Origin of the sequence: Aliiroseovarius sediminilitoris, from assembly GCF_900109955.1 — a bacterium.
Lineage (GTDB): Bacteria > Pseudomonadota > Alphaproteobacteria > Rhodobacterales > Rhodobacteraceae > Aliiroseovarius > Aliiroseovarius sediminilitoris.
On sequence record NZ_FOJB01000001.1, the window covers coordinates 1 to 23,488 of the forward strand.

Annotated in this window: 21 protein-coding genes, 1 tRNA gene and 1 pseudogene; 7 read left to right on the top strand and 16 right to left on the bottom strand. The window is 56.1% G+C overall.

Annotated features, from left to right (window positions below; all coding sequences use genetic code 11):
• Positions 1-336 precede the first annotated feature (336 nt).
• Entirely contained in the window at positions 337-1,086 is a 750-nt protein-coding gene (locus BMY55_RS00005) for a class I SAM-dependent methyltransferase (RefSeq protein WP_091427176.1), read from the top strand.
• A gap of 2 nt (positions 1,087-1,088) precedes the next feature.
• Here BMY55_RS00005 and msrQ read toward each other — a convergent pair whose 3' ends face one another.
• The 3 genes and pseudogenes from msrQ to BMY55_RS16980 form a co-directional block, all read right to left on the bottom strand.
• Positions 1,089-1,721 carry a protein-methionine-sulfoxide reductase heme-binding subunit MsrQ gene (gene msrQ / locus BMY55_RS00010; protein WP_091427178.1) on the bottom strand — a complete coding sequence of 211 codons (633 nt, stop codon included), beginning with the start codon at positions 1,719-1,721 and terminating at the stop codon, positions 1,089-1,091.
• Positions 1,721-2,629: a protein-methionine-sulfoxide reductase catalytic subunit MsrP gene (msrP, locus tag BMY55_RS00015; RefSeq protein ID WP_091427182.1), complete on the bottom strand. Its 909-nt coding sequence runs from the start codon at positions 2,627-2,629 to the stop codon at positions 1,721-1,723. The genes msrQ and msrP overlap by 1 nt, the downstream gene beginning before the upstream one ends.
• A gap of 255 nt (positions 2,630-2,884) precedes the next feature.
• A pseudogene (locus BMY55_RS16980) lies at positions 2,885-3,378 on the bottom strand (FMN-binding glutamate synthase family protein); the annotation flags it as partial.
• A 463-nt stretch (positions 3,379-3,841) separates the two neighbouring features.
• Here BMY55_RS16980 and BMY55_RS00030 point away from each other — a divergent pair.
• Complete coding sequence (locus tag BMY55_RS00030; RefSeq protein WP_091427188.1) at positions 3,842-4,081, top strand: EF-hand domain-containing protein; 240 nt, start codon at positions 3,842-3,844, stop codon at positions 4,079-4,081.
• Between the two features lie 82 nt (positions 4,082-4,163).
• Here BMY55_RS00030 and clpB read toward each other — a convergent pair whose 3' ends face one another.
• Positions 4,164-6,779 carry an ATP-dependent chaperone ClpB gene (gene clpB, locus BMY55_RS00035; protein WP_091427189.1) on the bottom strand — a complete coding sequence of 872 codons (2,616 nt, stop codon included), beginning with the start codon at positions 6,777-6,779 and terminating at the stop codon, positions 4,164-4,166.
• Positions 6,780-7,010: 231 nt separating this feature from the next.
• Here clpB and pyrF point away from each other — a divergent pair, with 231 nt between their 5' ends.
• Positions 7,011-7,730: an orotidine-5'-phosphate decarboxylase gene (pyrF, locus tag BMY55_RS00040; protein WP_091427191.1), complete on the top strand. Its 720-nt coding sequence runs from the start codon at positions 7,011-7,013 to the stop codon at positions 7,728-7,730.
• A 168-nt stretch (positions 7,731-7,898) separates the two neighbouring features.
• Positions 7,899-8,639, top strand: a complete 741-nt coding sequence (locus BMY55_RS00045; protein ID WP_091427193.1) for a hypothetical protein — start codon at positions 7,899-7,901, stop codon at positions 8,637-8,639.
• Between the two features lie 3 nt (positions 8,640-8,642).
• Here BMY55_RS00045 and BMY55_RS00050 read toward each other — a convergent pair whose 3' ends face one another.
• Genes BMY55_RS00050 through BMY55_RS00060 form a run of 3 tightly spaced genes read right to left on the bottom strand, consistent with a single transcriptional unit; the run spans position 8,643 to position 10,283 of the window.
• On the bottom strand, positions 8,643-8,912 hold the full coding sequence (locus BMY55_RS00050) for an NfeD family protein (protein WP_177179252.1): 270 nt from the start codon (positions 8,910-8,912) through the stop codon (positions 8,643-8,645).
• Positions 8,912-9,799, bottom strand: coding sequence for an SPFH domain-containing protein (locus tag BMY55_RS00055; RefSeq protein WP_091427196.1), 888 nt, complete (start codon positions 9,797-9,799; stop codon positions 8,912-8,914). Before BMY55_RS00055 ends, BMY55_RS00050 begins: the two co-directional genes overlap by 1 nt.
• Positions 9,800-9,842: 43 nt before the next feature.
• Positions 9,843-10,283 (bottom strand): NUDIX hydrolase, encoded by a 441-nt coding sequence (locus BMY55_RS00060; RefSeq protein WP_177179253.1) that lies wholly within the window; start codon positions 10,281-10,283, stop codon positions 9,843-9,845.
• 58 nt (positions 10,284-10,341) lie between these two features.
• Here BMY55_RS00060 and BMY55_RS00065 point away from each other — a divergent pair, with 58 nt between their 5' ends.
• Complete coding sequence (locus tag BMY55_RS00065) at positions 10,342-11,595, top strand: DNA polymerase IV (protein WP_091427198.1); 1,254 nt, start codon at positions 10,342-10,344, stop codon at positions 11,593-11,595.
• A 2-nt stretch (positions 11,596-11,597) separates the two neighbouring features.
• On the opposite strand, the gene BMY55_RS00070 is transcribed toward BMY55_RS00065, so the two are convergent.
• On the bottom strand, positions 11,598-12,458 hold the full coding sequence (locus tag BMY55_RS00070; RefSeq protein ID WP_091427200.1) for an N-formylglutamate amidohydrolase: 861 nt from the start codon (positions 12,456-12,458) through the stop codon (positions 11,598-11,600).
• Positions 12,459-12,626: 168 nt separating this feature from the next.
• Between BMY55_RS00070 and BMY55_RS00075 the strand changes: the two genes are divergently transcribed.
• A tRNA-Val gene (locus tag BMY55_RS00075) sits at positions 12,627-12,701 on the top strand.
• Between the two features lie 81 nt (positions 12,702-12,782).
• Entirely contained in the window at positions 12,783-12,908 is a 126-nt protein-coding gene (ykgO, locus tag BMY55_RS00080) for a type B 50S ribosomal protein L36 (RefSeq protein ID WP_005850168.1), read from the top strand.
• A gap of 95 nt (positions 12,909-13,003) precedes the next feature.
• Here ykgO and BMY55_RS00085 read toward each other — a convergent pair whose 3' ends face one another.
• From BMY55_RS00085 to BMY55_RS00120, 8 genes are all read right to left on the bottom strand, one after another.
• The gene (locus tag BMY55_RS00085) at positions 13,004-14,479 is read right to left on the bottom strand and encodes a peptidoglycan-binding domain-containing protein (RefSeq protein ID WP_177179254.1); all 1,476 of its coding nucleotides are present in this window, start codon (positions 14,477-14,479) and stop codon (positions 13,004-13,006) included.
• A 145-nt stretch (positions 14,480-14,624) separates the two neighbouring features.
• Positions 14,625-15,824, bottom strand: coding sequence for a phenylacetate--CoA ligase family protein (locus BMY55_RS00090; protein ID WP_091427203.1), 1,200 nt, complete (start codon positions 15,822-15,824; stop codon positions 14,625-14,627).
• 69 nt (positions 15,825-15,893) lie between these two features.
• Positions 15,894-16,742, bottom strand: coding sequence for an ABC transporter ATP-binding protein (locus BMY55_RS00095; RefSeq protein WP_091431847.1), 849 nt, complete (start codon positions 16,740-16,742; stop codon positions 15,894-15,896).
• A gap of 77 nt (positions 16,743-16,819) precedes the next feature.
• Positions 16,820-18,106 (bottom strand): ABC transporter substrate-binding protein, encoded by a 1,287-nt coding sequence (locus BMY55_RS00100; RefSeq protein WP_091427205.1) that lies wholly within the window; start codon positions 18,104-18,106, stop codon positions 16,820-16,822.
• Positions 18,107-18,215: 109 nt separating this feature from the next.
• Positions 18,216-19,292 (bottom strand): branched-chain amino acid ABC transporter permease, encoded by a 1,077-nt coding sequence (locus BMY55_RS00105; protein ID WP_091427207.1) that lies wholly within the window; start codon positions 19,290-19,292, stop codon positions 18,216-18,218.
• Between the two features lie 3 nt (positions 19,293-19,295).
• On the bottom strand, positions 19,296-20,282 hold the full coding sequence (locus BMY55_RS00110) for a branched-chain amino acid ABC transporter permease (protein ID WP_091427209.1): 987 nt from the start codon (positions 20,280-20,282) through the stop codon (positions 19,296-19,298).
• Between the two features lie 10 nt (positions 20,283-20,292).
• Positions 20,293-21,123, bottom strand: a complete 831-nt coding sequence (locus tag BMY55_RS00115) for an ABC transporter ATP-binding protein (protein ID WP_245744605.1) — start codon at positions 21,121-21,123, stop codon at positions 20,293-20,295.
• The gene (locus BMY55_RS00120; RefSeq protein WP_091427211.1) at positions 21,120-23,285 is read right to left on the bottom strand and encodes an AMP-binding protein; all 2,166 of its coding nucleotides are present in this window, start codon (positions 23,283-23,285) and stop codon (positions 21,120-21,122) included. The genes BMY55_RS00115 and BMY55_RS00120 overlap by 4 nt, the downstream gene beginning before the upstream one ends.
• Between the last annotated feature and the right edge of the window lie 203 nt (positions 23,286-23,488).

Genomic DNA, 23,488 nt, shown 5'->3' on the forward strand with positions numbered 1-23,488 from the left:
CAGTCCAGCGACCCAACCGCGCCTCAGCGCCGCCGGTGAAGGGGGTTCTAGGCCCAACGCAAAAGAGTCGCAACCCCTTTTTTGAGAAAAACGCATCTTTTTGTATTTTTCTGATTTTCGGTGTGTTTTTAACGTGTTGGCGTAATTTTCAACATCAGTGCCAGCTTCAGAATTTAAGATTATTACTCGATCGGAATCAATCCTTCCTATTGCCCTATTTCACCTTCAATTCCGACGCTGAATCTGAATGTCGCTCAAGACTACCGAGACTTTTCTTGCGCATCCGATCCGGATGATTGAACAGTTGCACCCAAATAACACCAAAAGAGGCCCAAATTGTCAGACACCACTCAAGTCACCCTCGCCGACATTGCTGCAATTGCTAAGACCGCTGAAACGCGGATAGATCTCACAACACGACTGATCGAATTGCTTGATCTACCGACGATCCTTGAGCTTGGAGTATGGCATGGTGAATTCGCGAAAGATATTCTTGAGCGGAATCCCTCTATAAAGACCTATTATATGCTTGATCCGTGGCGCACGCTTGATAACTGGAACAAGCCCTTCAACATAAGCGCACCGGAGTTCGAGGAAGCATATGAAACCTCACTTAAGAACACCAATTTCGCCGCACAGAAGCGTGTCATACTTCGGGGAACGACATTGGAAATGATAGACCAGATCAATGATGAATCGCTTGATCTGATCTATATCGACGGGGATCATACACTCAGGGGTATCTGCATCGATTTGATCTCAGTTTGGCCCAAACTGAAACCCGGAGGAATAATTGTAGGTGATGATTTCTCTCCGACGATTTGGCAACATAGCAGCGAGTACGAGCCAACTTTTGTGTATCCCTTTGCGCAGTACTTCGCAGAAGCGCAGAATGCACCAATGGTTGCGGCACATCGGGCACAGTTTATTATGATCAAACCCAATGGCCAAAATCATGGTCATCGATTTTTGGATGTCACAGGAATGTATCACACGCCGAATGTGCTGGATCAGATAGAGAAGAAGCCCACAACGGTGAAACCATCCAAGATAAGCGCGCTTCTAACGAAGTTTGGGCTACGCTGACTTTAAGTTGGAAGGGGCTGCTTTGGTTTCTGGACCCGGGCACGTGTCAAAACCTGCCAGACCCGCCAACCCAACAGCGTGACAATAACTGCCATATACATTAGCGCATCAGCTTCCCATGTCTTACCGACCATGATGAAGTGCACGCCGCCCAGCAGAACCGTGGGATAGACCAACCGGTGCAGCTTGCGCCATTTCGGGCCGAGCTTGCGCACCGACCAGTTGTTTGACGTGATCGCAAGCGGTGTCATCAACAGGAATGCCCCCATCCCAACAGTGATATACGGCCGTTTTACAATATCTTTCCAGATCTCGGACAGAATCTGAACATCCAGCACCAACCACACAAGAAGATGGACTGACACGAAATAGAAGGTCAGAACGCCGATTGCGCGCCTGAAACGGATCAGGTTGATGCCAGCAACGGCGCGTAACGGTGTCACGAGCAACCCAAGGATCAGGGCTTTCAGCGCCAGCCGGCCCAGCTCTTGCTCAAGTGCTTTGACAGGCTCTGGTCCCATACTGCCTGTTGCCGCAAGATACAACAGCCAGGCCGGCCAAAGAGCACCTGCAACATAAAGCACCCAAACCGGCACCTTCCGCGACGCGGTGTTGATCCGGTCAACCATGGTCATCAGTGGTTCACCACCAAGTCCATGCCATCATACAGGCTGGCGACCTCTTCTTGGTATCCGTTGAACTTCAACGTCTCCTGCCGCTTGGCAAACAGACCACCCCCAATCGGTTTCTCGTAAGCTTGCGACCAACGCGGGTGGCTGACCTCGGGGTTCACATTGGAATAGAAACCATACTCATTCGGTTGCAACATATTCCAAGTGGTTTGCGGCTCTTTATCTGTCAGAGTCACGCGCACGATCGACTTGATCGACTTGTAGCCGTATTTCCACGGCACCACGAGGCGCAAGGGCGCACCATTCTGCTTCGGCATCGGTTCATCATAGATGCCGGTGGCCATGATCGTCAGCGGGTGCAGTGCTTCGTCCAGCCGCAGACCTTCACGATAGGGCCATTCCAGACTGACGGTTTTCTGCCCGGGCATTTCTTCGGGTCGGAACAGGGTTTCGAAGGCAACGTATTTCGCTGATCCTTGGACCCCGGCCAGATCCAGCAACTGGTTCAATTCGAACCCAACCCAAGGCACAACCATCGACCAGGTTTCAACGCAACGGAACCGATAGATGCGCTCTTCCAACGTGACCTTCTTCAGGATATCCTCAAGCCCATAGGTACCGGGTCGATCCACCATCCCGCCAATCTCGACGGACCATGGATCAATGGTCAGCTGGCTTGCGTATTTGACCGGGTCGGTCTTACCAGTGCCAAATTCATAAAAGTTGTTGTAGGAAGAGATGTCTTCCAAGGTGTTGGGCTCAAGATCGACCGAGTATTTCGATGCGCCCAGCACCGGACCAAGCGCCAGCCCGGCAGCCAGCCCGGCGGCACCGCCCATCAACTGGCGTCGGTTCATATACGCCGCGCGCGGCGTTACGTCGGAATATTTCAGTTTACTCATATAAGCCATTTGGCACACCTCTCATGCTCGTCTACCTTTGACCTAAGACAGCACGCGCGAAAATCCAAAGCACAATGACTCACGTCCGCGCCAGAGGATTGTAACAATCCATCAATCAAGAGGGGGGAAGGCAGGATAGATGTGGTTCATTTGAACCGAACGACCGTTCTGCTGCACCAGACGAACATGATGGCGGCCCATCTGGCGTGGCTGGCTTACGCCAACGGAATGAGCGATGGTTTCCACTTCTTGGATGATGCCCATGCCTTCGGCATCCCGCACCCCGTATTTCGCAGTGCCGATCTGAAAGACAATGTCGCTACACCCCTTCAGGTCATAGTGAGACAAGGCACCGAAACTCATACCTGACAGATTGAAAATGGATTTCGCGCTATAAGTGTGTCGGGCGGTTGGACCGATCAAAAACGGTTCGGTCTGGGAGTGCTGATCGCTGAGAGGCGGGAATGCGCCATTCACAAAGATGGGGGTGCCAGTAACACCCAGATTCCGGGTCGACCCGAAGGCACCGTGTTGCCCAGCCCCGACGCCGAACGCTTGACCCAATCCCGTTGGGCGCGGTTGAATGGCAGTTCTTTGCGGTCCATCGCAAAGAAATACTGCCGGAAAAACTCGCCCGGATTGGTGAACAGCGCCCGAAACCGGCTGACCATCGGCTCGTTGCGGCGCACTGGGTCATGGGTTTGCAACCGGTCGATGGCATAAAGCACAACCAGCACCAGAAACCCGATGCCAATCATAAAGAACAACGCCTGCGCTAACAGTTCCACCGCCCAGAACTTGGCCAGAAGATGGCCAGAACATGGATTGCATCTAAACCTCTCCGTGATGCAGATCGAGTCTAGCGCCATGTGCCTGAACGGAAAGACTGCGACTCTATCTGGACGAAGTAGCGTGATTCGGGGTGAAGACGGAATCACCTTCGCCCACGCCACCGACAAGCACAAAACTTCGCATGATCGCGAAATGCGATTTCTCGGCTGCGAATCGCCTAAAACCTCCCTTTGGATAGGAGCCGTTTTGCCGGGTTCCGACCCTTTGACCCGCCCCTGCGGAACTTCGCCTGTAGGTGGAGGTCAATCTCGCAGGTTAGCGCCTAAACAGAGCATCGCTGCGCATTTCAGATGAACCCTACCATCGGGCGTGATTTCTATCTCTCTGCACCCGACGTTGGGTGCGATCAATAAACTTGGAGTATATCGCATGAAAACCACATCTCTTGCCGCCGCTCTTCTGATTGCCGGGTCGACTTCAGCTTTTGCCAACATCGACGCTTTGGATGCAAACGAGGACGGGCAGGTCACGATGGAAGAACTGGTCGCAGTTTATCCTGACGTGACCGCCGAGGACTTCTCGACGGCCGACGCGGACGCAAGCGGCACTCTGGACGCTGACGAACTTGCAGCAGCCCAGGAAGCTGGCTCGATCCCAAGCGAGATGTAAGGGCTCTCTGCCTCTTCCCCACTCACGGCAAAGCCCCGTCGGTTCTCACCGGCGGGGCTTTCATTTGTTTTAACGGACGGGATTAGTGAACGACCGCGTCTTCCGGCGGATGTTGGTTCGAGCTTGCAACTCGATCCCCGATTATCAGGCCATCCACCCCGGCAGAAACCGGGATCGTGTCACCATCCATCACATCCCCGGCCAGGATCATTTCCGCCAACTGGTCCTGAAGCGCACGTTGAATAACGCGCTTCAAAGGGCGGGCGCCAAACACCGGGTCGTAGCCTTCATCGGCCAGCCATTTGCGCGCGCCATCGTCCAGTTCAAGGGCTATGTTGCGACGGGCCAGACGGCGGGTCAGACGCTCCAACTGGATATCGACGATGCCGCCCATGTCATTCCGGCTAAGCCGATCAAAGATGATCGTTTCATCCAGACGGTTCAGGAATTCGGGGCGGAAGTGGGCCCGCACCGCATCCATCACGTCACGCTTGGCATCTGACGCATCCGCTCCATCGGGAAGCTGGCTCAGCGCCTGCGCCCCAAGGTTCGAGGTCAGAACGATCAGTGTCTGCTTGAAATCCACGGTGCGCCCCTGACCATCGGTCAGAACACCATCATCCAGAACCTGCAACAGCACGTTGAACACATCGGGGTGCGCCTTTTCGACTTCGTCAAACAGCACCACTTGATAGGGCCGACGTCGCACCGCTTCGGTCAGCACCCCACCTTCGTCATAGCCGACATAGCCCGGAGGCGCGCCGATCAGACGGGCGACGGAATGCTTCTCCATGAACTCGGACATGTCCACACGAACCATCGCGTTGTCGTCGTCAAAGAGGTATTCAGCCACGGCCTTTGTCAGTTCCGTCTTACCGACACCGGTCGGCCCAAGGAACAGGAAAGATCCAAGCGGACGGTTTTCGTCGTTCAGCCCGGCACGCGCACGGCGCACGGCGTTCGCCACGGCTTTCACGGCCGACGTTTGACCGATCACACGCTTGTGCAGCTCGTCTTCCATTCTGAGCAGCTTCTCACGCTCGCCTTCCAGCATTTTTGAGGTTGGGATACCCGTCCAACGCTCGACCACACTCGCGATCTGCTCGGGCCGCACCGCCTCTTCGACCATCATATCGCTCTCGGCGCTTTCGGTTTCTTCCAACTTCTTCTGAAGGCTTGGAATAACGCCATAGGACAGCTCACCGGCCTTGGCCAGATTGCCTTCGCGCTTGGCGGAATCCAGTTCTGCACGGGCGCGATCCAACTGCTCTTTCAAGCCGCGCGCACCTTCAAGCTGATCGCGTTCGGCCTGCCATTTGGCGGTCATCGAGGACGATTTTTCCTGAAGATCCGACAACTCGGCTTCAAGTTTCTCAAGACGGTCTTTCGACGCCTTGTCGTCTTCAAGTTTCAGGGCCTCGGCTTCGATCTGCATCTGCATGATCTGACGGTCCAGCGCATCAAGTTCTTCGGGTTTCGAATCCACTTCCATCCGCAAACGGCTGGCAGCTTCATCCACAAGGTCGATGGCTTTGTCCGGCAAGAACCGGTCGGTGATATAGCGATGGCTCAGCGTCGCGGCCGCGACCAACGCATTATCGGAAATCCGCACACCATGATGCAACTCATACTTTTCCTTGATGCCCCGCAGGATCGAGATCGTGTCTTCCACGGTCGGTTCTTCCACCATCACCGGCTGGAACCGACGGGCCAAAGCAGCATCCTTCTCGACATACTTGCGGTATTCATCCAGCGTGGTGGCCCCGACACAGTGAAGTTCACCGCGCGCCAGCGCAGGCTTGATCAGGTTGGCGGCATCCATCGCGCCATCCGACTTACCGGCCCCAACCAGCGTGTGCATTTCGTCAATGAACAGGATGATTTCACCAGCCGCGGCAGTCACTTCGCCCAGAACCGCTTTCATGCGCTCCTCGAACTCGCCACGGTATTTCGCACCGGCAATCAGCGCGCCCATATCCAGAGCGAGCAGTTTCTTGTTGCGCAGGCTTTCCGGCACGTCGCCATTGATAATGCGCAGGGCCAGCCCCTCGGCAATGGCCGTCTTACCGACACCGGGTTCACCGATCAAAACCGGGTTGTTCTTGGTGCGGCGCGACAGAACCTGCATGGTGCGACGAATTTCTTCGTCACGACCAATGATCGGGTCAATCTTGCCCTCTTCCGCTGCTTCGGTCAGGTCACGGGCATATTTCGACAAAGCTTCATAGCTGTCTTCGGCACTGGCACTGTCCGCCGTGCGCCCCTGACGCACCGCATTGATCGCAGCGTTCAGTTTCTTGGCATCAACAGCGCCAGCATCCAACGCGTCGCGCGCCTTGGATTTGATCATCGCCAACGCGGTCAACAGCCGTTCGACGGGAACAAAACTGTCCCCGGCCTGCTTGGCCAGTTTCTGCGCCTCGTCCAGAACGCGGGCGGTGGCGTTGTCCATGTAAACCTGGGCAGCATCACCTGTCACCTTCGACAGCTTGCCGATGGCCTCGTCCACGGCGGCGCGGACACGTTCTGGCGACCCACCTGCCTTGCGGATCAGGTTGGCGCTCATCCCTTCTTCATCATCCATCAGGGCTTTCAGCAGATGCTCGGGAACCAGACGTTGATGGTTTTCGCGCATCGCGATGGTCTGTGCGGCCTGTATGAAACCACGCGACCGTTCGGTGAACTTGTTCAAGTCCATATCACTCTCCTTTTAAAGCGCCCGCAGTTGGAATGCCCACCGTTGCAGCACATCCCTTCGGGCCTCGCAATAAAGATGGGAACGGGTCGGAAAAATGCAAGACGACGGATGGGTCGATTGACCCGAAACTGATCATTTTTCAGCCCGTCGCATCGTCATCCAAACAACGATCAATTGCCATTGTCGTTGGCGGCAGTTAGGACGGGCCAACTGCGCAAAAAGGAACTTTCCATGTCTGATGACCGCCTGATCTTTGCCCTTGATGTCCCCAATGCGCTGGAAGGCCTGCAACTCGCCGAGTCACTGGGCGACGTCGTGAGTTTTTACAAAATCGGGCTGGGTATGCTGACGGGCGGCGGGTTGGCGCTGGCCAACGAGCTGAAAAGCGAACAGGGCAAAAAGATCTTTCTGGATATGAAGCTGTTTGACATCGGCAACACTGTCGAAGCTGCCGTGCGCGGGCTGTCGCAGTTCGATCTGGATTTCCTGACCGTGCATGGCGATCCCAACGTGGTGCGCGCCGCACAGGAGGGCAAGGGCGGCAGTGACATGAAGATCCTTGCCGTGACCATCCTGACATCGCTGGATCGCGACGATCTGGATGCTGCGCTGATCAAGCCCGGCAACATTCGGGATCTGGTTCTGGAACGTGCCGCCCGCGCGTTGGACGCCGGTGCGGATGGCGTCATCGCGTCACCACGAGAGGCCAGGTTGATCCGCGCCCTGCCCGAGGCAGACGGCAAACTGATCGTCACCCCGGGCGTGCGCCCGGCTGGCGCTGAGCTGGGTGATCAAAAGCGGATTGCCACCCCGGCGCAGGCCATCGCCGATGGTGTTGACCATATCGTGGTTGGCCGCCCCATACGGAACGCCAAAGACCCGAAAGCAGCGGTCGAAGCAATCATTGCCGAATTGAACTCACCTCAGGCCCGGCAAGCCAACCAAAGCTAGATCGCCCTCTCCGGTCAGCCCGGTCACGCATCGCTCGTACAATCGTGAGCCAATGACAGGACATGCCGCCTTGCGCGGTGCAAACAAAGTTTCGAACATTGGGCCTGATGTGCTTTGCTGCGGCACACATAACAATTGACGCCGGCGACAGCTACTCCGAGGTGCCCCATGCCTGACACACGCCCCAACCCCGACATGTCCACCGTGTTGCGACTTCGGCGTGCGATCGGGGCGATAGGGCTGACGCTGCCGTTTGTGTTGCTTGCCAATGTCTATCTGTTCAACGTGCCAATGCAGCGCTCGATCTCGGCCTTCTTCTTCACCGAACTGCGCGAAGTGTTCGTGTCGGCGTCAGCCGGTGTCGGGTTGTTTCTGGTCGCCTATGAGGGGTATTCACGCAGGCCGAACGAAGTGTTGACCGACCGCATGGTCTCCAGCATTTCAGGCGTCGCGGTGTTCACAACGGCGTTCATCCCGACGCTTTGCTATCGCGAAAATTGCTATCAACCGTTGGCGCTGTTTGATCGGCTCATCCCACCATCAATGGACCAGTTGCAGCAGAATGTCCATTTTTCGGCAGCAGGCATTTTCCTGATCTTCATGGGCATCACATCCATCCGGCTGTTCACCCGCTGCTCGGTGGAAAATCTTGGTCGGCACAAGAAACGACGCAATCAATGCTATCGCTTCTTTGGCTGGACGATCATTGCGATGGTGATCCTGATCGGCGTGGTCAAGATCTTCCTGCCCGAGCAGGGAAGAATTTGGGACGCCGCATGGTCATTCACCTTCTGGGCAGAAAGCGTCGCCTTGTGGTCACTTGGTCTAAGCTGGCTGTTGAAGGGCGGCACGATGGCGGAACAGATACCTTTCCTGTTCGACGCCGAGGCCGCCAGCCCCGGCACCTGACAATCATAACTCGTTGATGTCGATGTCGATGCGTTTCGATTGCCCTTTGCGCACGCCAACAACCCGGCGCAAAACCAGCCATGTTGCCAGCGAAATGGCTGCGAACAGAACCAGCATCCACGGCAGGCCGGGTGCTATTCCAAAAAACAGCAAAAACCCTACAACGGCAGCGCCAACCGCGAATCCAAGGAAGATGAAACCAGGGGCCAGCATTTCAAGAATACCCAGGGCAATTGCCACAGCGACCCAGACCCACCATGTCGCCCAAAACATCATGGCTTTCCTTTCAACAGCTTAAAGGCATCCCCGAACGCCTCCAGCGCATTTGCAGGCAGGATGATGGTCTGTCTGCCCTCGCCCTTTCCGACCGCTGTCAGGGCTTCGACCTGCTTCAAGGCAACCTGATACTGTGCGGCTTCAAGCCCGTTCTCGGCGATGGCCTTGGCGACGACCCCGGTCGCGTATGCCTCGGCATCAGCTGAAATGCGGCGAGCCTTGGCGGTCTGCTCGGCGGCATAAAGCTCTGCATCGGCGGCCAGTTCAACCGCGCGACGCTTGCCTTCCGCTTCGGTGACTTGCGCCCGGCGGGCCCGCTCCGCGTTCAACTGCTGAAGCATGGCCTCGCGCGTGGCATTGTCCAAGTTCACGTCCAAAATTTCGGCGCGCGTCACCTCTATCCCCCAATCGTCGACGGCATCTGCGACCTGCTGCTTGATCTTCGCGATCAGTTGCTGGCGGTTGGATTGGACCTCATCCAACTCCATCTCGCCGATGCCCGACCGGACAATCCCGGCAACCGTGGTTGAAATCGCCGCATCCACATCGCGGATACGATAGACTGTCTTTTCAGGTTCAAGAATACGATAGAACACGCTGGTATCAACCTGAACCAACACGTTGTCCGAGGTGATCGCGTCCTGGCTGGCCGTCGGCAACTGGCGTTCAAGGATTGACACTTTGTGGCGCACACGATCCAGAAACGGCACGATGAAGTTGATCCCCGGCCCCAGAACCGATTGCAGGCGTCCGAACCGTTCGACCACGAATTTCTGGCTTTGCGGCACGATCTTGACGCCCAAAAGGACAACGACGATCAGGAAGGCCGCCAACAACAGCAGCACACTGTTTCCGCCAAGTAAATCTGCGGGGATGTCATTCATGGAAAGAACCTTTCACTGTCCGATAATTAAAATGAAGATGGCGTCATTTAGCCGGATATACAACGTATTGCTCCGCAATTGCGGCAAGTGCAGTTTGCAATCGTGGCTTGAAATGAGCAATCGCTTTCGGGTGCGACAGCCACTTTGACGGCTCCATCAAAGTCCAACACTGCCCTTCATCGCCAAACACCACGTCTTGCATGCACGTTTCTGGCAGGGACGCGGCAAACCACCACGTAAAAGTTCCGGGGACTGTCGGACTTTCGAAAGTTTGTCGCCAGATCAGATCTTCTTCGTTCAGCATTAACCCTAATTCTTCATGGGTTTCGCGCAGCACGCATTGTTCGGGGGTTTCGCCCGCTTCATTCCCGCCACCCGGAAAATCCCACATGTCGGGATACGGGATGTTTGCGGAATCATCGCGCAACAGGGTTGCCACCTGACCGCCAATCAGCAACACAAGCTTCGCGCCACTAAATTCCATGTGCCACCTTTGGTCCGCCAAATGTTTGAGCCACGCCGCTGATAAGTTACCATACCTTATGCCCGCTTTGTGCCGAGATTGCCTGACCCAATTCGATGATGGCCGCCGCTGCCCGTCCTGCCGCAGCCCGCGGGTGCTGTCGCATCCCGAGCTTTTTGACCTGACCATTGCGCATATGGATTGCGATGCGTTTTACGCTTCGGTCGAAAAGCGCGACAATCCCGAATTGGCGGACAAGCCTGTGATTATCGGTGGCGGGAAACGTGGCGTCGTATCAACCGCTTGCTATGTTGCGCGCATTCGCGGGGTGCGGTCTGCCATGCCTATGTTTCAAGCGCTGAAGCTTTGTCCTGATGCCGTGGTGATCAAACCGCGCGGAAGCCACTATGCGGCGGTGTCCAGACAGATCCGCGCAATGATGGATGATCTGTCCCCGTCAATCGAACCGCTGTCGCTGGACGAAGCGTTTCTGGACATGACCGGCACCCAGAAACTGCATGGCGCGCCACCTGCCGTAATGCTGGCAGGCTTGGTCAAACGTATGCAGAACGAATTGGGGCTAAGCGGTTCCATCGGGCTGAGTCACAACAAGTTCTTGGCGAAAGTAGCCTCTGATCTGGACAAACCGCGCGGATTTTCCGTGATCGGCAAGGAAGAAACCGCGCGTTTTCTGCGCGACAAACCCGTCGGCCTGATCTGGGGCGTGGGCGGTGTCAGTCAGGCGGCACTGGAAAAGGCAGGCATTCGCACCTTCGCCGATCTTCTGCGTTGGGAAAAACCCGACCTGATCACGCGGTTTGGCGGGATGGGTGAACGGCTTTGGCATCTGGCGCGAGGCGAAGACAAGCGACGCGTTTCAGCCCATGCGCCAGTCAAATCAATCTCGAACGAAACCACGTTTTTCGAGGACACATCAGACATTGACCTTCTGGACGGCCATCTGTGGCGTTTGTCCGAAAAGGTATCGGACCGTGCCAAAGCGCGTGATCTGGCCGGTCGGGTTGTGACGCTGAAACTGAAACGCGCCGATTTTCGCGCGCTGAGCCGGCAAAGCAATCTGGGGGATGTCACACAGTCCTCGGACCGGATTTATCGAACGGCGCGTACATTGCTGGACACGGTTGTCGACAAGGGGCCGTTTCGGTTGATCGGTGTGGGGCTTAGCCACCTTGGCTCGGCCGAGAATGCCGATCTCAGCGACGATCTGCTTGACCCCTACGCCGCGAAGCGACGCGCGGCGGAACGAGCGACGGACAAAATCCGCGCCCGTTTCGGAGATGGCAGTATCGTCAAGGGTCGCGGTATTCGCTGAGATTACTCGGCAGCCAATGCGGTTTCGCTCCGCCCGATCTCGGCAATTTCGGCGATCACGGACGCCAATCTTGCGCGGATATGTGCAAAATCGGCATTTGGGCGCACCATGCGCTCGTCCAGATAAAGCGACCGATCAATTTCGACCTGAACGACGTGTTGCCCACGTGACGGACGCCCATAATGTTGCGCAATATATGCGCCCGAGAAAGGTGTGTTACGCGCTGTGTCAAACCCTCCACGGACAAATGCGTCTTCGACGCGACCAACGATTTCTGGCGCGGCAGACGCGCCATAACGATCGCCCAGAACGATCTGTGGACAGCGCTTTGCACCTTTGCTCAGGCTGGCGACTGCCTCGTGCGGCATCGAATGGCAATCAATCAATATCGCCTCTCCGAACATCGCGTTGCTGCGATCCAGCAGGGATTGCAGCGCCGTATGATAAGGGTGCCAATGCGTCGCCAGACGTGATTGCGCATCACCCAAGGACATTTTGCCCCGATAGATCGCCCGCCCGCCTGCAACAACGCGCGGAACAACCCCCAGACCCGACGATACCCTTGGATTGTGATCGACCCGACGCAGTCCGTTGATCAGAGCCGGGTCCAATTCTTCAGGCCCGCGGTTAAGGTCGACATAGGCGCGCGGCGTGTTCGACATCAAAAACGGCGCGCCATGATCCGGGACCGCCGCATACAACTGATCAACATAAGCGTCTTCCGATGAGCGGAGGGCCTGTTCATCAAGCGCGCTGTTTCGCATGAAAGCGGGTGGGTAATCTCGACCGCTATGGGGCGACGCAAAGACAACACTGGTTGTGTGCGCCTTCGGCAATGTCAGCGTGTATGGAGGTGTCGACATCCGAAGCCCTTTGTGCCTTTTTCTACAATGTATAATATGGCAAAAAATCTCTCGTCAAAAGCCCTTGCGCACGGGCACGACTCCTTTTATAGAACCGCGAACCGGCGCGGGTATTCCCGCGTCGCGTTTTTTGGATCGGTCACATAGATTGGTCCGGGAAGATTTTCCGGGCGATTAGCTCAGCGGTAGAGCACTTCGTTGACATCGAAGGGGTCACTGGTTCGATCCCAGTATCGCCCACCATGAACCGCCAGACGACCGAAAGGTCCAACGGCATAATGTAGCTTAGGCGCAACCGCAGCGCCGCGTTGAAGGAGAAGGAACATGAAAGTTCGCAACTCGCTCCGCTCGCTGAAAAACCGCCACCGCGATTGCCGCGTGGTGCGCCGTAAAGGCCGCGTTTACGTGATCAACAAAACGCAACGCCGGTTCAAAGCCCGTCAGGGCTGAACACATCAGCAGCGTTATCTAAAAAGCCGCCCGGTGGGCGGCTTTTTTGTGTGGGTGTATGTGCCTGACCTGCCCCGCCTGACAGACGCATTCCCTTACATGTTGATCATCAATCGGGCGAAAGTGATCTGGTCGACAAATCCTGTAACGGCAAGACCCCGACTTTTCTGATACTGGCGCAATGCCTTGCGGGTTTGTGCATCAAACGCACCGTCGACCTGCCCGGTTTTGAACCCTTGCCCGCTTAGCCGTTGTTCGACGATCAGCCTCAGCGGGCCGTTTTTCAACAACGATGCCTCGGCGGCGGCCAGCGCCTTCTGTTCCGCCTGACGCCTTTGCGCCTGCTTCAACTCTTCTATTCTGTTCGCAGCCACAGCTGAAAAATAACCATTTGGATGCCTGCGCAGAAATGTATCATAGGCTTGAACCGTATCTTTGGCCTTTGCAATGTTCCAGTTTTCAAGTTCAATCTTGCTGGCCTTACCGTTACCTCCACCCTGTAACTTCGCAAGGGCTTCATTTGCTTCGTCAGAGTGCAATCCATCTGGGTATTTCTTCAGATAAGCCAGCAACCCTTTGGCGCTGCCATCTTTCCCGTTCTTGTTCCAAAACGCGTTATCCTGTCGCGTCTCTTCCGCCGCACGTTCACGCGCAGCCTCTTCCAACTCCGCCGCGCGACGCGATGCCTGTCGCTGCAATGCCTTGATCTGTCGTGCATTCAGATAGCCGGTCGTCTCGTGCCCCTGATCTTTCTGCCAGGCTTCGATCGCGGCGCGCGATCCCCGACCGAATATTCCGTCAATCCCACCCGGACTGTGACCCAGGATGGTCAGGTCACGCTGGACGTTCCGGCGCTCTGATCGTGTCAGACCCAATGCCGCTTCGGCACGTTCGGCGTTTGACAACTCACCACGCGTAAAGGGCGTGTTGTCCGCAACGTCCCCGAACACCTCGACCGCCGGATAATTGGCCCGCAGGGCGCTGCGCATTTTTGCATCGGGCGTCAATGCGATCTTGTCAACGAAGCGCACAAGACCGTCCGCTGGCCCAATCAGAACGCCAACACCTTCCGGGGCTTCGATCGGACCGACGCCTGGCAACAATCCGGCTCCCAGGGGCGTCCCGCTGCCTTGCGGCGCCAACAGAACCAAGGCCCGATCAGGATGGTCGGCCACACTGCGCAGGATTGCACTTAGTGGAACACCTACGCCGCCAATCGACAAATCATCGACATCTTCGGCATAGCGCGTGATCAACCATGTTTCATCGCCATTATTGGCAAATCGGCCCGATAAGAAGATCAGCAAACGCTCCGCATCCTCGGCCTCGGTTCGGAACACCGAGATCGCGTCCCAAGTGTCATCGGCACGCTCTGACTCGCTGTCAAGGAAAGTGAACCCTTCCTGCGTCAGACGGCGTTCCAGCGTCTCTGCGTTTTTGACGCCAACAACATCTTCCAAATACCGATAGTCGCTCTGCGTCACCAGTAAAGCCGCATCCTTGGCCGTTGCAAATCCTGCCAAACCGCTAAGCGCTGCTGCCGCAACTGCTATCTGAAACCGACGGGTCATGCCCACCTCCACCATATTACGAGAACGCCGAAGCGTCAGATTGGTTCATTCTGGGTGAAAATCAGCGACACTCAACGAAAAAACCCGCCAGTTAGATAACCGGCAGGTTTCGGAAAAACGCAGGCACCCGTCATGGCAGTTCAATCTAGTCGTAAACGCGCTTGTCGTCGATCACGATGCCGTCGTTGGGCAGGCTGCCGGGGGCGACGAGTTCAATCTTACCTTTAAGTTTCAGGGTTTCGACCACCGATTTCGCGTAAGACTCGGCATCGCCACCGTCTGCTTCGACCTGCACGGTCATCGCGTCCATCTCGCCTTCGCGGGTGGCGATGACGCGCGCCTTTGAAACTTCTGCGTGCTTGGCCACGAAATCGGCGACCTGCTCGGGGCGCACAAACATGCCCTTGATCTTGGCCGTCTGGTCCGCACGACCCATCCATCCTTTAATGCGCATATTGGTGCGGCCACACGGGCTGGTGCCAGTCAACACCGCCGACAAATCGCCCGTCGCAAAGCGGATCAATGGGTAATCCGGGTTCAGCGTGGTCACGACGACTTCGCCCACCTCACCTGATGCCACCGGATCGCCGGTGCCGGGGCGCACAATCTCGACGATCACGCCTTCATCAACGATCATGCCTTCCATCGCTTCGCTTTCATAAGCGATATTGCCAAGGTCAGCGGTCGCATAGCTTTGCAGACAGGTTACACCACGGTCCGCGTATTCCTGACGCAGACTGGGAAAAAGCGCCCCGCCGCCTACTGCCGCTTTGGTGATCTTGAGTTTGACGCCGTCGGCATCTGCGCGATCCAGAATGATCTTCAGATAGTCCGGGGTGCCCGCATAGGCCGTGGTGCCAATATCTGCCGCGGCGCGCACCTGCAATTCGGTCTGACCGACACCGGCAGGAAGCACGGAAGCACCCACGGCCTGCGCGCCGTTCTCGAATATCATACCGGCTGGGGTCAGGTGATAGCCAAAGCAGTTCTGAACGATATCCCCTTCTCCAATCCCACAAGCATGCAGGAACCTCCCCATGCGCCACCAGTCATGGCTGATGCCGCCGGGTTCATAAATCGGACCAGGCGATTGAAATATATGGGCGGGTTTCTTGACGGCAAATCCACCAAACGGCGGGCTTTTCTTTTGCCATCTGCTCAGGTCGGATTTTCGCAGGACCGGATATTTTGCCAGATCCGACAATGATTTGATCTCTGGCCCATCCAGTTGACAGGCGTTTTTCGCCGCACGGGCACGGTCAATCTGAGCGCGGAGGCCGTCAATCAATGCGCTTGTGCGTTCGTCCGCCGAACGGGTTTCCAGCGCGTCAAAATACTTGGACATGAGTGACCTCTTGTCATCGCCGGATATCCTCCGGACCTGCGTTACGTTTTGTCGGTGTGCGGGAAGGCGTCAGGCCAGCCAACGCTTGCGACGGCGATAGGACCGCACGTCGCGGAAGCTTTTGCGGCCTTCGTCCGACATACCGAGGTAGAATTCTTTGACGTCCGGGTTTTCGCGCAATTCGGCGGCCGGACCATCCATCACCACGCGCCCGTTCTCCAGGATGTATCCGTAATGCGCGTAGCGCAGCGCGACGTTGGTGTTTTGCTCTGCCAGCAGGAAGGTCACGCCTTCTTGCTCGTTCACTTTCTTGACGATCTCAAAGATTTGCTCGACCAACTGCGGTGCAAGACCCATGGATGGTTCGTCAAGCAAGATCATATCGGGGCGCGACATCAGCGCGCGGCCCATTGCCACCATTTGTTGCTCGCCGCCCGAAGTGTAACCCGCCTGGCTTTTACGACGCTCTTTGATGCGTGGGAAATAGTCATAAACCATCTCAAGATCCGCAGCGATCGCGGCCTTGCCATCGGTGCGGGTATAGGCTCCTGTCAGCAGATTTTCCTCGACGGTCAGGTGTTCAAAACAGTGGCGGCCTTCCATCACCTGAATGACGCCACGCTTGACCAGCGCCGAAGGGTTCAGCTCGGCCACATTCTCGTTCTTGTGCAGGATGGTGCCTTTGGTGACTTCCCCCCGCTCGGATTGCAGCAGGTTCGAGATCGCCTTCAATGTGGTCGTTTTGCCAGCGCCGTTGCCACCCAGAATGGCTGTGATGCTGCCTTTGGGCACATTAAGGCTCACGCCCTTCAACACAAGAATCACGTGATTATAGATCACCTCGATATTGTTGACCTCCAGAAGGTTTTCACCGGCGTTTCTTGCGGTCTTTTCTGCGGTCTGTGCGGCGTCCAGCATATCGGTCGTCCTGTTTGTGTTCGTTGTCCGGGGGTCGCCCGGACCAAACGGCCCGAGCGACATATCTTACACGCGGCTTAGTTGCAGCGCTCCTCGATGTTGTTCTCAGCGGCATAAGCAGCCGAATCTTCATCGATCAGCGGTTGGATCACATCCATGTCCGACGGTCCAAAATCCGAAATCAGCGACCACTTGCCAGCAGCCGCGTCCCATTGCTGGATCGCGCCAGTGCCGGGGCCGCCGTGGTTTTCGCAGCTGACCGAGAAGGACGGACCAAAACCCGGCATCCCAAGTTCAGTCATCCGCTCCTCGGTGATCTCAAGCGCTTCCATACCATCACGCATCATCGACGATGTTATGTCCGGGGTGCCGTGGATATCCTGAGCCTTCTTAGCCGCTTCAGCCAGCAACATCGCGGCATAGACACCACGGTTATAAAGGGCCTTGCCGATGTTATCGCCGTTACCTGCGGCTTTGCCGGCATCCACAACGTATTCCTTGATGTCGTCAAAGACAGGATAATCCGATCCAACACCGTGGAACGTCACAGCTTTGTAGCCAGTTGCAGCTTCACCAGCGGGGGTCACATCATGGTCCCCGCCTGACCACCACACGCCGATGAAATTCTCCATCGGGAAACGAATATTGGCGGCTTCCTGAATGGCAACCTGGTTCATCACGCCCCAGCCCCACATCATTACGAAATCAGGACGCTCCCGACGAATTTGCAGCCACTGGGCTTTTTGTTCCTGACCGGGGTGATCCACAGGAACTGTCATCAATTCGAAGCCGTGCTTTTCTGCAAGGCCTTCCAGCGTGCGGATCGGCTCTTTGCCATAGGCCGAGTTGTGATAGACGAGCGCGATTTTCTTGCCTGTCAAATCGCCGCCGCTCACCTCTTTCAGGTGGTTCACAGCCAGCGAAGCAGCGTTCCAGTAGTTGGCGGGGAAGTTGAACACGTGGCTGAACACTTTCCCGTTTGCAGCCGATGTGCGGCCGTAACCCGGCGTGTAAAGCGGGATGTCATCTGCGGTTACTTTCGGGATCAACTGATAGGTGATGCCTGTCGACAGCGGGTTATACGCCAGCGCGCCCAGACCCTTGGTCGCCTCATAGCATTCCACACCTTTTTCAGTGTTATAGGCTGTTTCGCACTCGGGCGCAGATGTCATCACGCCACCGATACCGCCATCACGTTCGTTCAGCAGGGTGAAGTAATCTGCAAAACCGTCCGCATAGGGGATACCGCCGGCCGCATACGGGCCAGTCCGATAGCTGAGCGACGGGAACACCAATTCTGCGAGGACGGGGGTTGCCGCCATAAGGGCCGTGACACTGGCCGCTGCGAGTTTCGAGTATTTCATTTGCTTCCTCCCTAGATTAGCAAATTTATGTGCCCATTGCGGGTCACGTTGCTTTGCCCCCAGAACCTTCTCCTCGTTGATCCTCGGGGTGTGATGGATTGCGCGGGTCCTAGTGCGGGAAGGGCCACAGACGCAGTTTTTCTTTCGTCAGTCGCCACAATTGCGCCAGACCATGAGGTTCGACGATCAGAAAGATGACGATCAGGCCACCCACGATCATGAACTCGAAATATGCGGCCAGATCGGTCGGCCAGCCAAGGCCGCCCACCAACACGTTCTTCAGCAAGACCGGCATCAGCACCATGAAGGCCGCACCCGCAAACGATCCGAAGGTCGAGCCAAGTCCGCCGATGATGATCATGAACAGGATAAGGAACGACTTGTTGATGCCGAATGCCTCGCCTGCCTCGACTGCTCCAAGATAAACCGAGAAGAACAGCGCGCCAGCAATACCAATAAAGAAAGATGATACCGCAAAGGCCGACATTTTGGCCATCAGGGGGTTCACCCCGATGATCTCGGCGGCGATGTCCATGTCGCGAATGCCCATCCATTTGCGCCCCATCATGCCGCGCGTCAGGTTGCGCGCCACCCATGCCAGCCCGACAACAAAGACAAGGCAGATCATGTATTTTGCCCAAGCCTCGGTGTTGGGTCCGGTCACGATGACACCAAACACTGACCGCTCTGGCGCGTTGATCTGACCCGATGCAGAGTAGTTATAAAACCACGGTACTTTGTTGAAGACCCAGACAAGGAAGAACTGTGCAGCCAGCGTGGCCACCGCCAGATAGAACCCTTTGATCCGCAGGGACGGCAAACCAAATGCCACACCCACGACGGCAGTGATCCCACCGGCCAGCAGAATGTGGATGATGATGCTGACCTCTGGAAAGCCTGTCATCAGCTTGTAGCTCGCATATGCCCCCACGGCCATGAAGCCCCCGGTGCCCAGCGACACCTGCCCGGCATACCCGGTCAGTATGTTCAGCCCCAGCGCCGCAATTGCATAGATCAGGAACGGCGCGAACACGGCATTGACCCAATAGTCATTGATGAAGAACGGGACCACCAGGAAGGCCACGAACATCAGGATGTAGTAACCCATCCGATCCAGCCGGATCGGAAAGGTCTGGTTGTCGTCTCTGTAAGACGTTTTGAAGTCACCTGCTTCGCGGTAAAACATGTATCAGACCCTCTCGATGATTTTTTCGCCAAACAGACCTTGGGGCCTGAAGATCAGGAAAATAAGCGCCAACACATAGGCAAACCAGTTCTGGGTTGCGCCGCCGATCATGGGTCCGATGGCGAATTCGAACAACTGCTCACCCACACCGATGATAAGCCCACCAACGATGGCACCGGGGATCGACGTAAAGCCACCGAGCATCAGAACCGGAAGTGCCTTCAGCGCAATCAGCGACAGGCTGAACTGCACCCCTGACTTGGCCCCCCACATGATGCCCGCGACCAAGGCCACGAAGCCAGCAATCGACCAGACCAGCACCCAGATGAAGCGCAACGAGATGCCAACCGACAAAGCCGCTGAATGGTCATCCGCCACGGCGCGTAGCGCGCGACCCTGCTTGGTATACTGCGAGAAGATCACAAGCGAAGTTACAAGAAGCGCAGCAACGACGGTCGCTACAATGTCCAGATTGTCGATGAAGAAGCCGTAGCCGAACCAATTATAGGTGATTTCGTCGATGGCCATGTTCATACCCTGCGGCAAACCAACATCAAGCGTCTTGATGTCGGCACCCCACATTATATCGCCAAACCCTTCCATGAAATATGCCAGACCGATGGTCGCCATGAACAGGATGATATCAGGCTGTCCGATCAAGTGCTGAAGAATGTATTTTTCCACGATCCATGCAAACAGGATCATCACGCACGCAGCCAGCACGATCGCAATCAGTGACGGGACTTGCCATGGGAAATTTTGAACTTCCGTACCGAAAATCGCGTTGATCAGGTGAGAGAACGGCACCTGTCCTTGTTGGATGCCGACCAATGTGAGCGCTGCAAACAGCGCCATAACACCTTGGGCGTAGTTGAAGATGCCAGAGGCCTTGAAGATCAAGACAAACCCCAGCGCGACCAGCGCATAAAGCACCCCGGCCATCAGGCCGTTCAGGGTGACTTCCATCGCAAAGAGTAGCTGTTCAGGCATAAGTCCCCCCTTAATCGTGTGCCACGCCAAGATAGGCGTCGATCACATCCTGGTTGTTGCGCACTTCGTCCGGCGTGCCGTCCCCGATTTTCTTTCCGTAATCCATCACGACCACGCGGTCGGACAGATCCATGACCACGCCCATATCGTGTTCGATCAGGGCGATGGTGGTGCCAAATTCGTCATTCATGTCGAGTATAAAGCGGGACATGTCCTCTTTTTCCTCAACGTTCATGCCGGCCATCGGCTCATCGAGCAAAAGAAGCGACGGTTGCGCGGCCAGTGCGCGCGCCAGTTCAACCCGCTTTTTCAGACCATATGGCAAACGTCCCACCGGCGTTTTGCGGATATGCTGGATTTCAAGGAAGTCGATGACCTTCTCGCAAATCTCACGGTTCGCAATCTCTTCCCGTTCGGCCTTGCCCTTCCAGATCGCTTGCTGAAGCAGGTTGGCCTTCATGTGGTTCAGACGGCCGGTCATGATGTTATCCAGCACAGTCATCCCGTCAAACAACGCGATGTTCTGGAACGTCCGCGCCAGACCTTGCCGTGCAACCTGATAAGGTTTCATCGGTGGGCGCTTTGACCCACGGAACCAAACCTCGCCTTCCTGAGGTTTATAAAACCCCGAAATGACGTTCAGCATGGAAGACTTGCCAGCCCCGTTCGGGCCGATGATTGCGCGTATTTCACCTTCGCGGATGTCAAAGCTGATGTCCTTGATCGCCACCACGCCACCAAATCTTAGCGTAATGTTTTTCAGGTCCATCACGACCCCGCCAATCGTGCGGCCGTCCGCGGTGACATAGCTGTCGGCTTTCATGTCGGTCGCTGTCGTCATTCTGCCGCCATCCCCTGAATGTTGCCCACAACAGCCGCGTCGCGGATATTGAGGGTCGCTTTGATCGAGCCCTTCCGACCATCTTCATATGTGACTTCGGTCTCGATGAATTGTTCGGATTTCCCGCTGTAAAGCGCGTCGATCAGCGAAGCGTATTTTTCCTCGACGATCTTGCGACGCACCTTGCGGGTCCGTGTCATTTCGCCGTCATCGGCATCCAATTCCTTGTGCAGGATCAGAAAGCGGTGGATCTGACAACCTGACAGCATCTCGTCTTCGGCCACGGATTTGTTCACGGTTTCCACGTGTTCCTGGATGGTCGACAACACATCCGGGTGTCCGGCCAGTTCCTGATAGGACGCATAAGCGACGTTGTTGCGTTCGGCCCAGTTGCCGACCGCCGTCAGATCGATGTTGATGAACGCCGTGCACATGTCACGGTCATTGCCAAACACCACCGCTTCCAGAATATCAGGATAGAACTTCAGCTTATTCTCTACATATTTCGGCGCGAACAGGCGACCATCGGCCATTTTGCCGACATCCTTAGCGCGGTCGATGATCCGCAAATGACCGTTTGTCTTGTCAAAGAATCCTGCGTCACCCGTGGCCACCCACCCTTCCGGGTCCTTGGTGTCCGCAGTGCTTTCGGGGTTGTTGTAATACTCTACAAAGGTGCCGGGGCTGCGATAGAAGATCTCGCCATTCTCTGCCAGTTTGATTTCAACGCCCGGTGCTGGCACACCCACGGTATCGTTGCGCACTTCGCCATCAGGCTGCACGGTGATGAACACGGTGGCTTCTGTCTGACCGTAAAGCTGTTTCAGGTTGATCCCCATCGAGCGGTAGAACTCGAAAATCTCGGGGCCAATGGCTTCACCGGCAGTATAGCCCACACGAATGCGCCCAAAACCCAGCGTGTCTTTCAACGGGCCATAGACCAGAACGTCACCGCAGCGATACTTGAAATAATCATGCGCATTGCCGCGATACAGCTTCAGACCAATCGGGTCTTTCGCCTTGAAATGTTTGCGCACATTCTTGCCGTAACGCAGCTTGGCAATGCCCAGCCGGATGACATTTTCGATGACTGTCTCTGTTGCAAAGCCAATGCCCATCGCATAGCGAAAGCCGTGGCGAATCTTCTGCTCCAGGGTTTTTTTCTGGGTCGTGACTTTGCGGCGCGGCATGCCGTATTTCTCGCCCGCACCTTTCTTGGCGAAATCCAGAAAATGGTGGAACAACGCGTATTTCAGATCGCCAGCGTCCTCCATCCGGATCATCACGTTGGTCAACTGGGTTTCGAACACGCGGGGCGGTGCGAAGTAATAGGTCGGACCGATTTCGCGCAGATCTGTCATCATCGTTTCCGGGCTTTCCGGGCAGTTCACGCAGAACCCGCACCACATCGCCTGTCCCAGCGAAAAGATGAAGTCACCCACCCACGCCATCGGCAGATAGGCAAGGATGTCTTCATTCACACCCAGATTATCGAACTCTGACGAATTCTTGGCGCTTTCAACAATGTTGCGGTTTGACAGCACCACCCCTTTGGGGCGTCCTGTCGTGCCGGAAGTGTAAAGCATGACGCATTTACTGTCATAGGTCAGTTCGGCTTCGCGGGCTGCCATTTCGCCTTCAAGGCGCGAATGGGCCACGCGGCCTTCTTCCTGAATGTCGCGATACCAGTGCAGATGGCTGTGGTCGTATTTCCGCAAGCCGCGCTTGTCATAATACACGACATGCTCGATATGCTTGATGCTTTCCTGCACCTCGATGACCTTGTCGACCTGCTCCTGATCGCCACAGACCACGAACCGTGCACCGCAATGGTTCAGCACATATTCCATCTCTTCTACGACAGCGTCCTGATACAATGGTACCGGTACCGCGCCGACCTTTTGCGCGGCGACCATTGCCCAGTAATGAGCGGGGCGGTTGCGCCCGATGATGGCGACGTGGTCGCCGCGATCAATCCCAAGCGCCAAAAGGCCAAGGGCAAGTTTCTCGATTTCCTCGGCAGCTTCAGCCCAAGTCCAGCTTTGCCAAATGCCGAATTCTTTTTCACGATAGGCCGGGCGATCCCCATACTTCTTCGCATTCCGCGCAAGCAGCGCAGGAATGGACGCAAAGTCGCCTTGAGCGGCTAGTTCCTGTGACAAATTTTCCTCCCACCGTCGGTACGGGCGACGTTCCCGAGCGCAGAGCGAATCTTGCCCTGCAACCCTGACCTAAAAAACTTCGCCGTCAAAGGTTTCGCCACTTTTTCGCAATTCTAACGAATTGTTACACGGCGGGCTTCGGGCCGAACCACCATCTGAAATGCCTTTTCACAGGTCGTTTCAGGTGCTAGCGAAACAAGGAA

Excerpts from the sequence above, each read along its gene's own strand:
- msrQ (WP_091427178.1), bottom strand. The coding sequence starts at position 1,721 with ATGACCATGGTTGACCGGATCAACACCGCGTCGCGGAAGGTGCCGGTT.
- msrP (WP_091427182.1), bottom strand. The coding sequence starts at position 2,629 with ATGGCTTATATGAGTAAACTGAAATATTCCGACGTAACGCCGCGCGCG.
- BMY55_RS00030 (WP_091427188.1), top strand. The coding sequence starts at position 3,842 with ATGAAAACCACATCTCTTGCCGCCGCTCTTCTGATTGCCGGGTCGACT.
- clpB (WP_091427189.1), bottom strand. The coding sequence starts at position 6,779 with ATGGACTTGAACAAGTTCACCGAACGGTCGCGTGGTTTCATACAGGCC.
- pyrF (WP_091427191.1), top strand. The coding sequence starts at position 7,011 with ATGTCTGATGACCGCCTGATCTTTGCCCTTGATGTCCCCAATGCGCTG.
- BMY55_RS00045 (WP_091427193.1), top strand. The coding sequence starts at position 7,899 with ATGCCTGACACACGCCCCAACCCCGACATGTCCACCGTGTTGCGACTT.
- BMY55_RS00050 (WP_177179252.1), bottom strand. The coding sequence starts at position 8,912 with ATGTTTTGGGCGACATGGTGGGTCTGGGTCGCTGTGGCAATTGCCCTG.
- BMY55_RS00055 (WP_091427196.1), bottom strand. The coding sequence starts at position 9,799 with ATGAATGACATCCCCGCAGATTTACTTGGCGGAAACAGTGTGCTGCTG.
- BMY55_RS00060 (WP_177179253.1), bottom strand. The coding sequence starts at position 10,283 with ATGGAATTTAGTGGCGCGAAGCTTGTGTTGCTGATTGGCGGTCAGGTG.
- BMY55_RS00065 (WP_091427198.1), top strand. The coding sequence starts at position 10,342 with ATGCCCGCTTTGTGCCGAGATTGCCTGACCCAATTCGATGATGGCCGC.
- BMY55_RS00070 (WP_091427200.1), bottom strand. The coding sequence starts at position 12,458 with ATGTCGACACCTCCATACACGCTGACATTGCCGAAGGCGCACACAACC.
- ykgO (WP_005850168.1), top strand. The coding sequence starts at position 12,783 with ATGAAAGTTCGCAACTCGCTCCGCTCGCTGAAAAACCGCCACCGCGAT.
- BMY55_RS00085 (WP_177179254.1), bottom strand. The coding sequence starts at position 14,479 with ATGACCCGTCGGTTTCAGATAGCAGTTGCGGCAGCAGCGCTTAGCGGT.
- BMY55_RS00090 (WP_091427203.1), bottom strand. The coding sequence starts at position 15,824 with ATGTCCAAGTATTTTGACGCGCTGGAAACCCGTTCGGCGGACGAACGC.
- BMY55_RS00095 (WP_091431847.1), bottom strand. The coding sequence starts at position 16,742 with ATGCTGGACGCCGCACAGACCGCAGAAAAGACCGCAAGAAACGCCGGT.
- BMY55_RS00100 (WP_091427205.1), bottom strand. The coding sequence starts at position 18,106 with ATGAAATACTCGAAACTCGCAGCGGCCAGTGTCACGGCCCTTATGGCG.
- BMY55_RS00105 (WP_091427207.1), bottom strand. The coding sequence starts at position 19,292 with ATGTTTTACCGCGAAGCAGGTGACTTCAAAACGTCTTACAGAGACGAC.
- BMY55_RS00110 (WP_091427209.1), bottom strand. The coding sequence starts at position 20,282 with ATGCCTGAACAGCTACTCTTTGCGATGGAAGTCACCCTGAACGGCCTG.
- BMY55_RS00115 (WP_245744605.1), bottom strand. The coding sequence starts at position 21,123 with ATGACGACAGCGACCGACATGAAAGCCGACAGCTATGTCACCGCGGAC.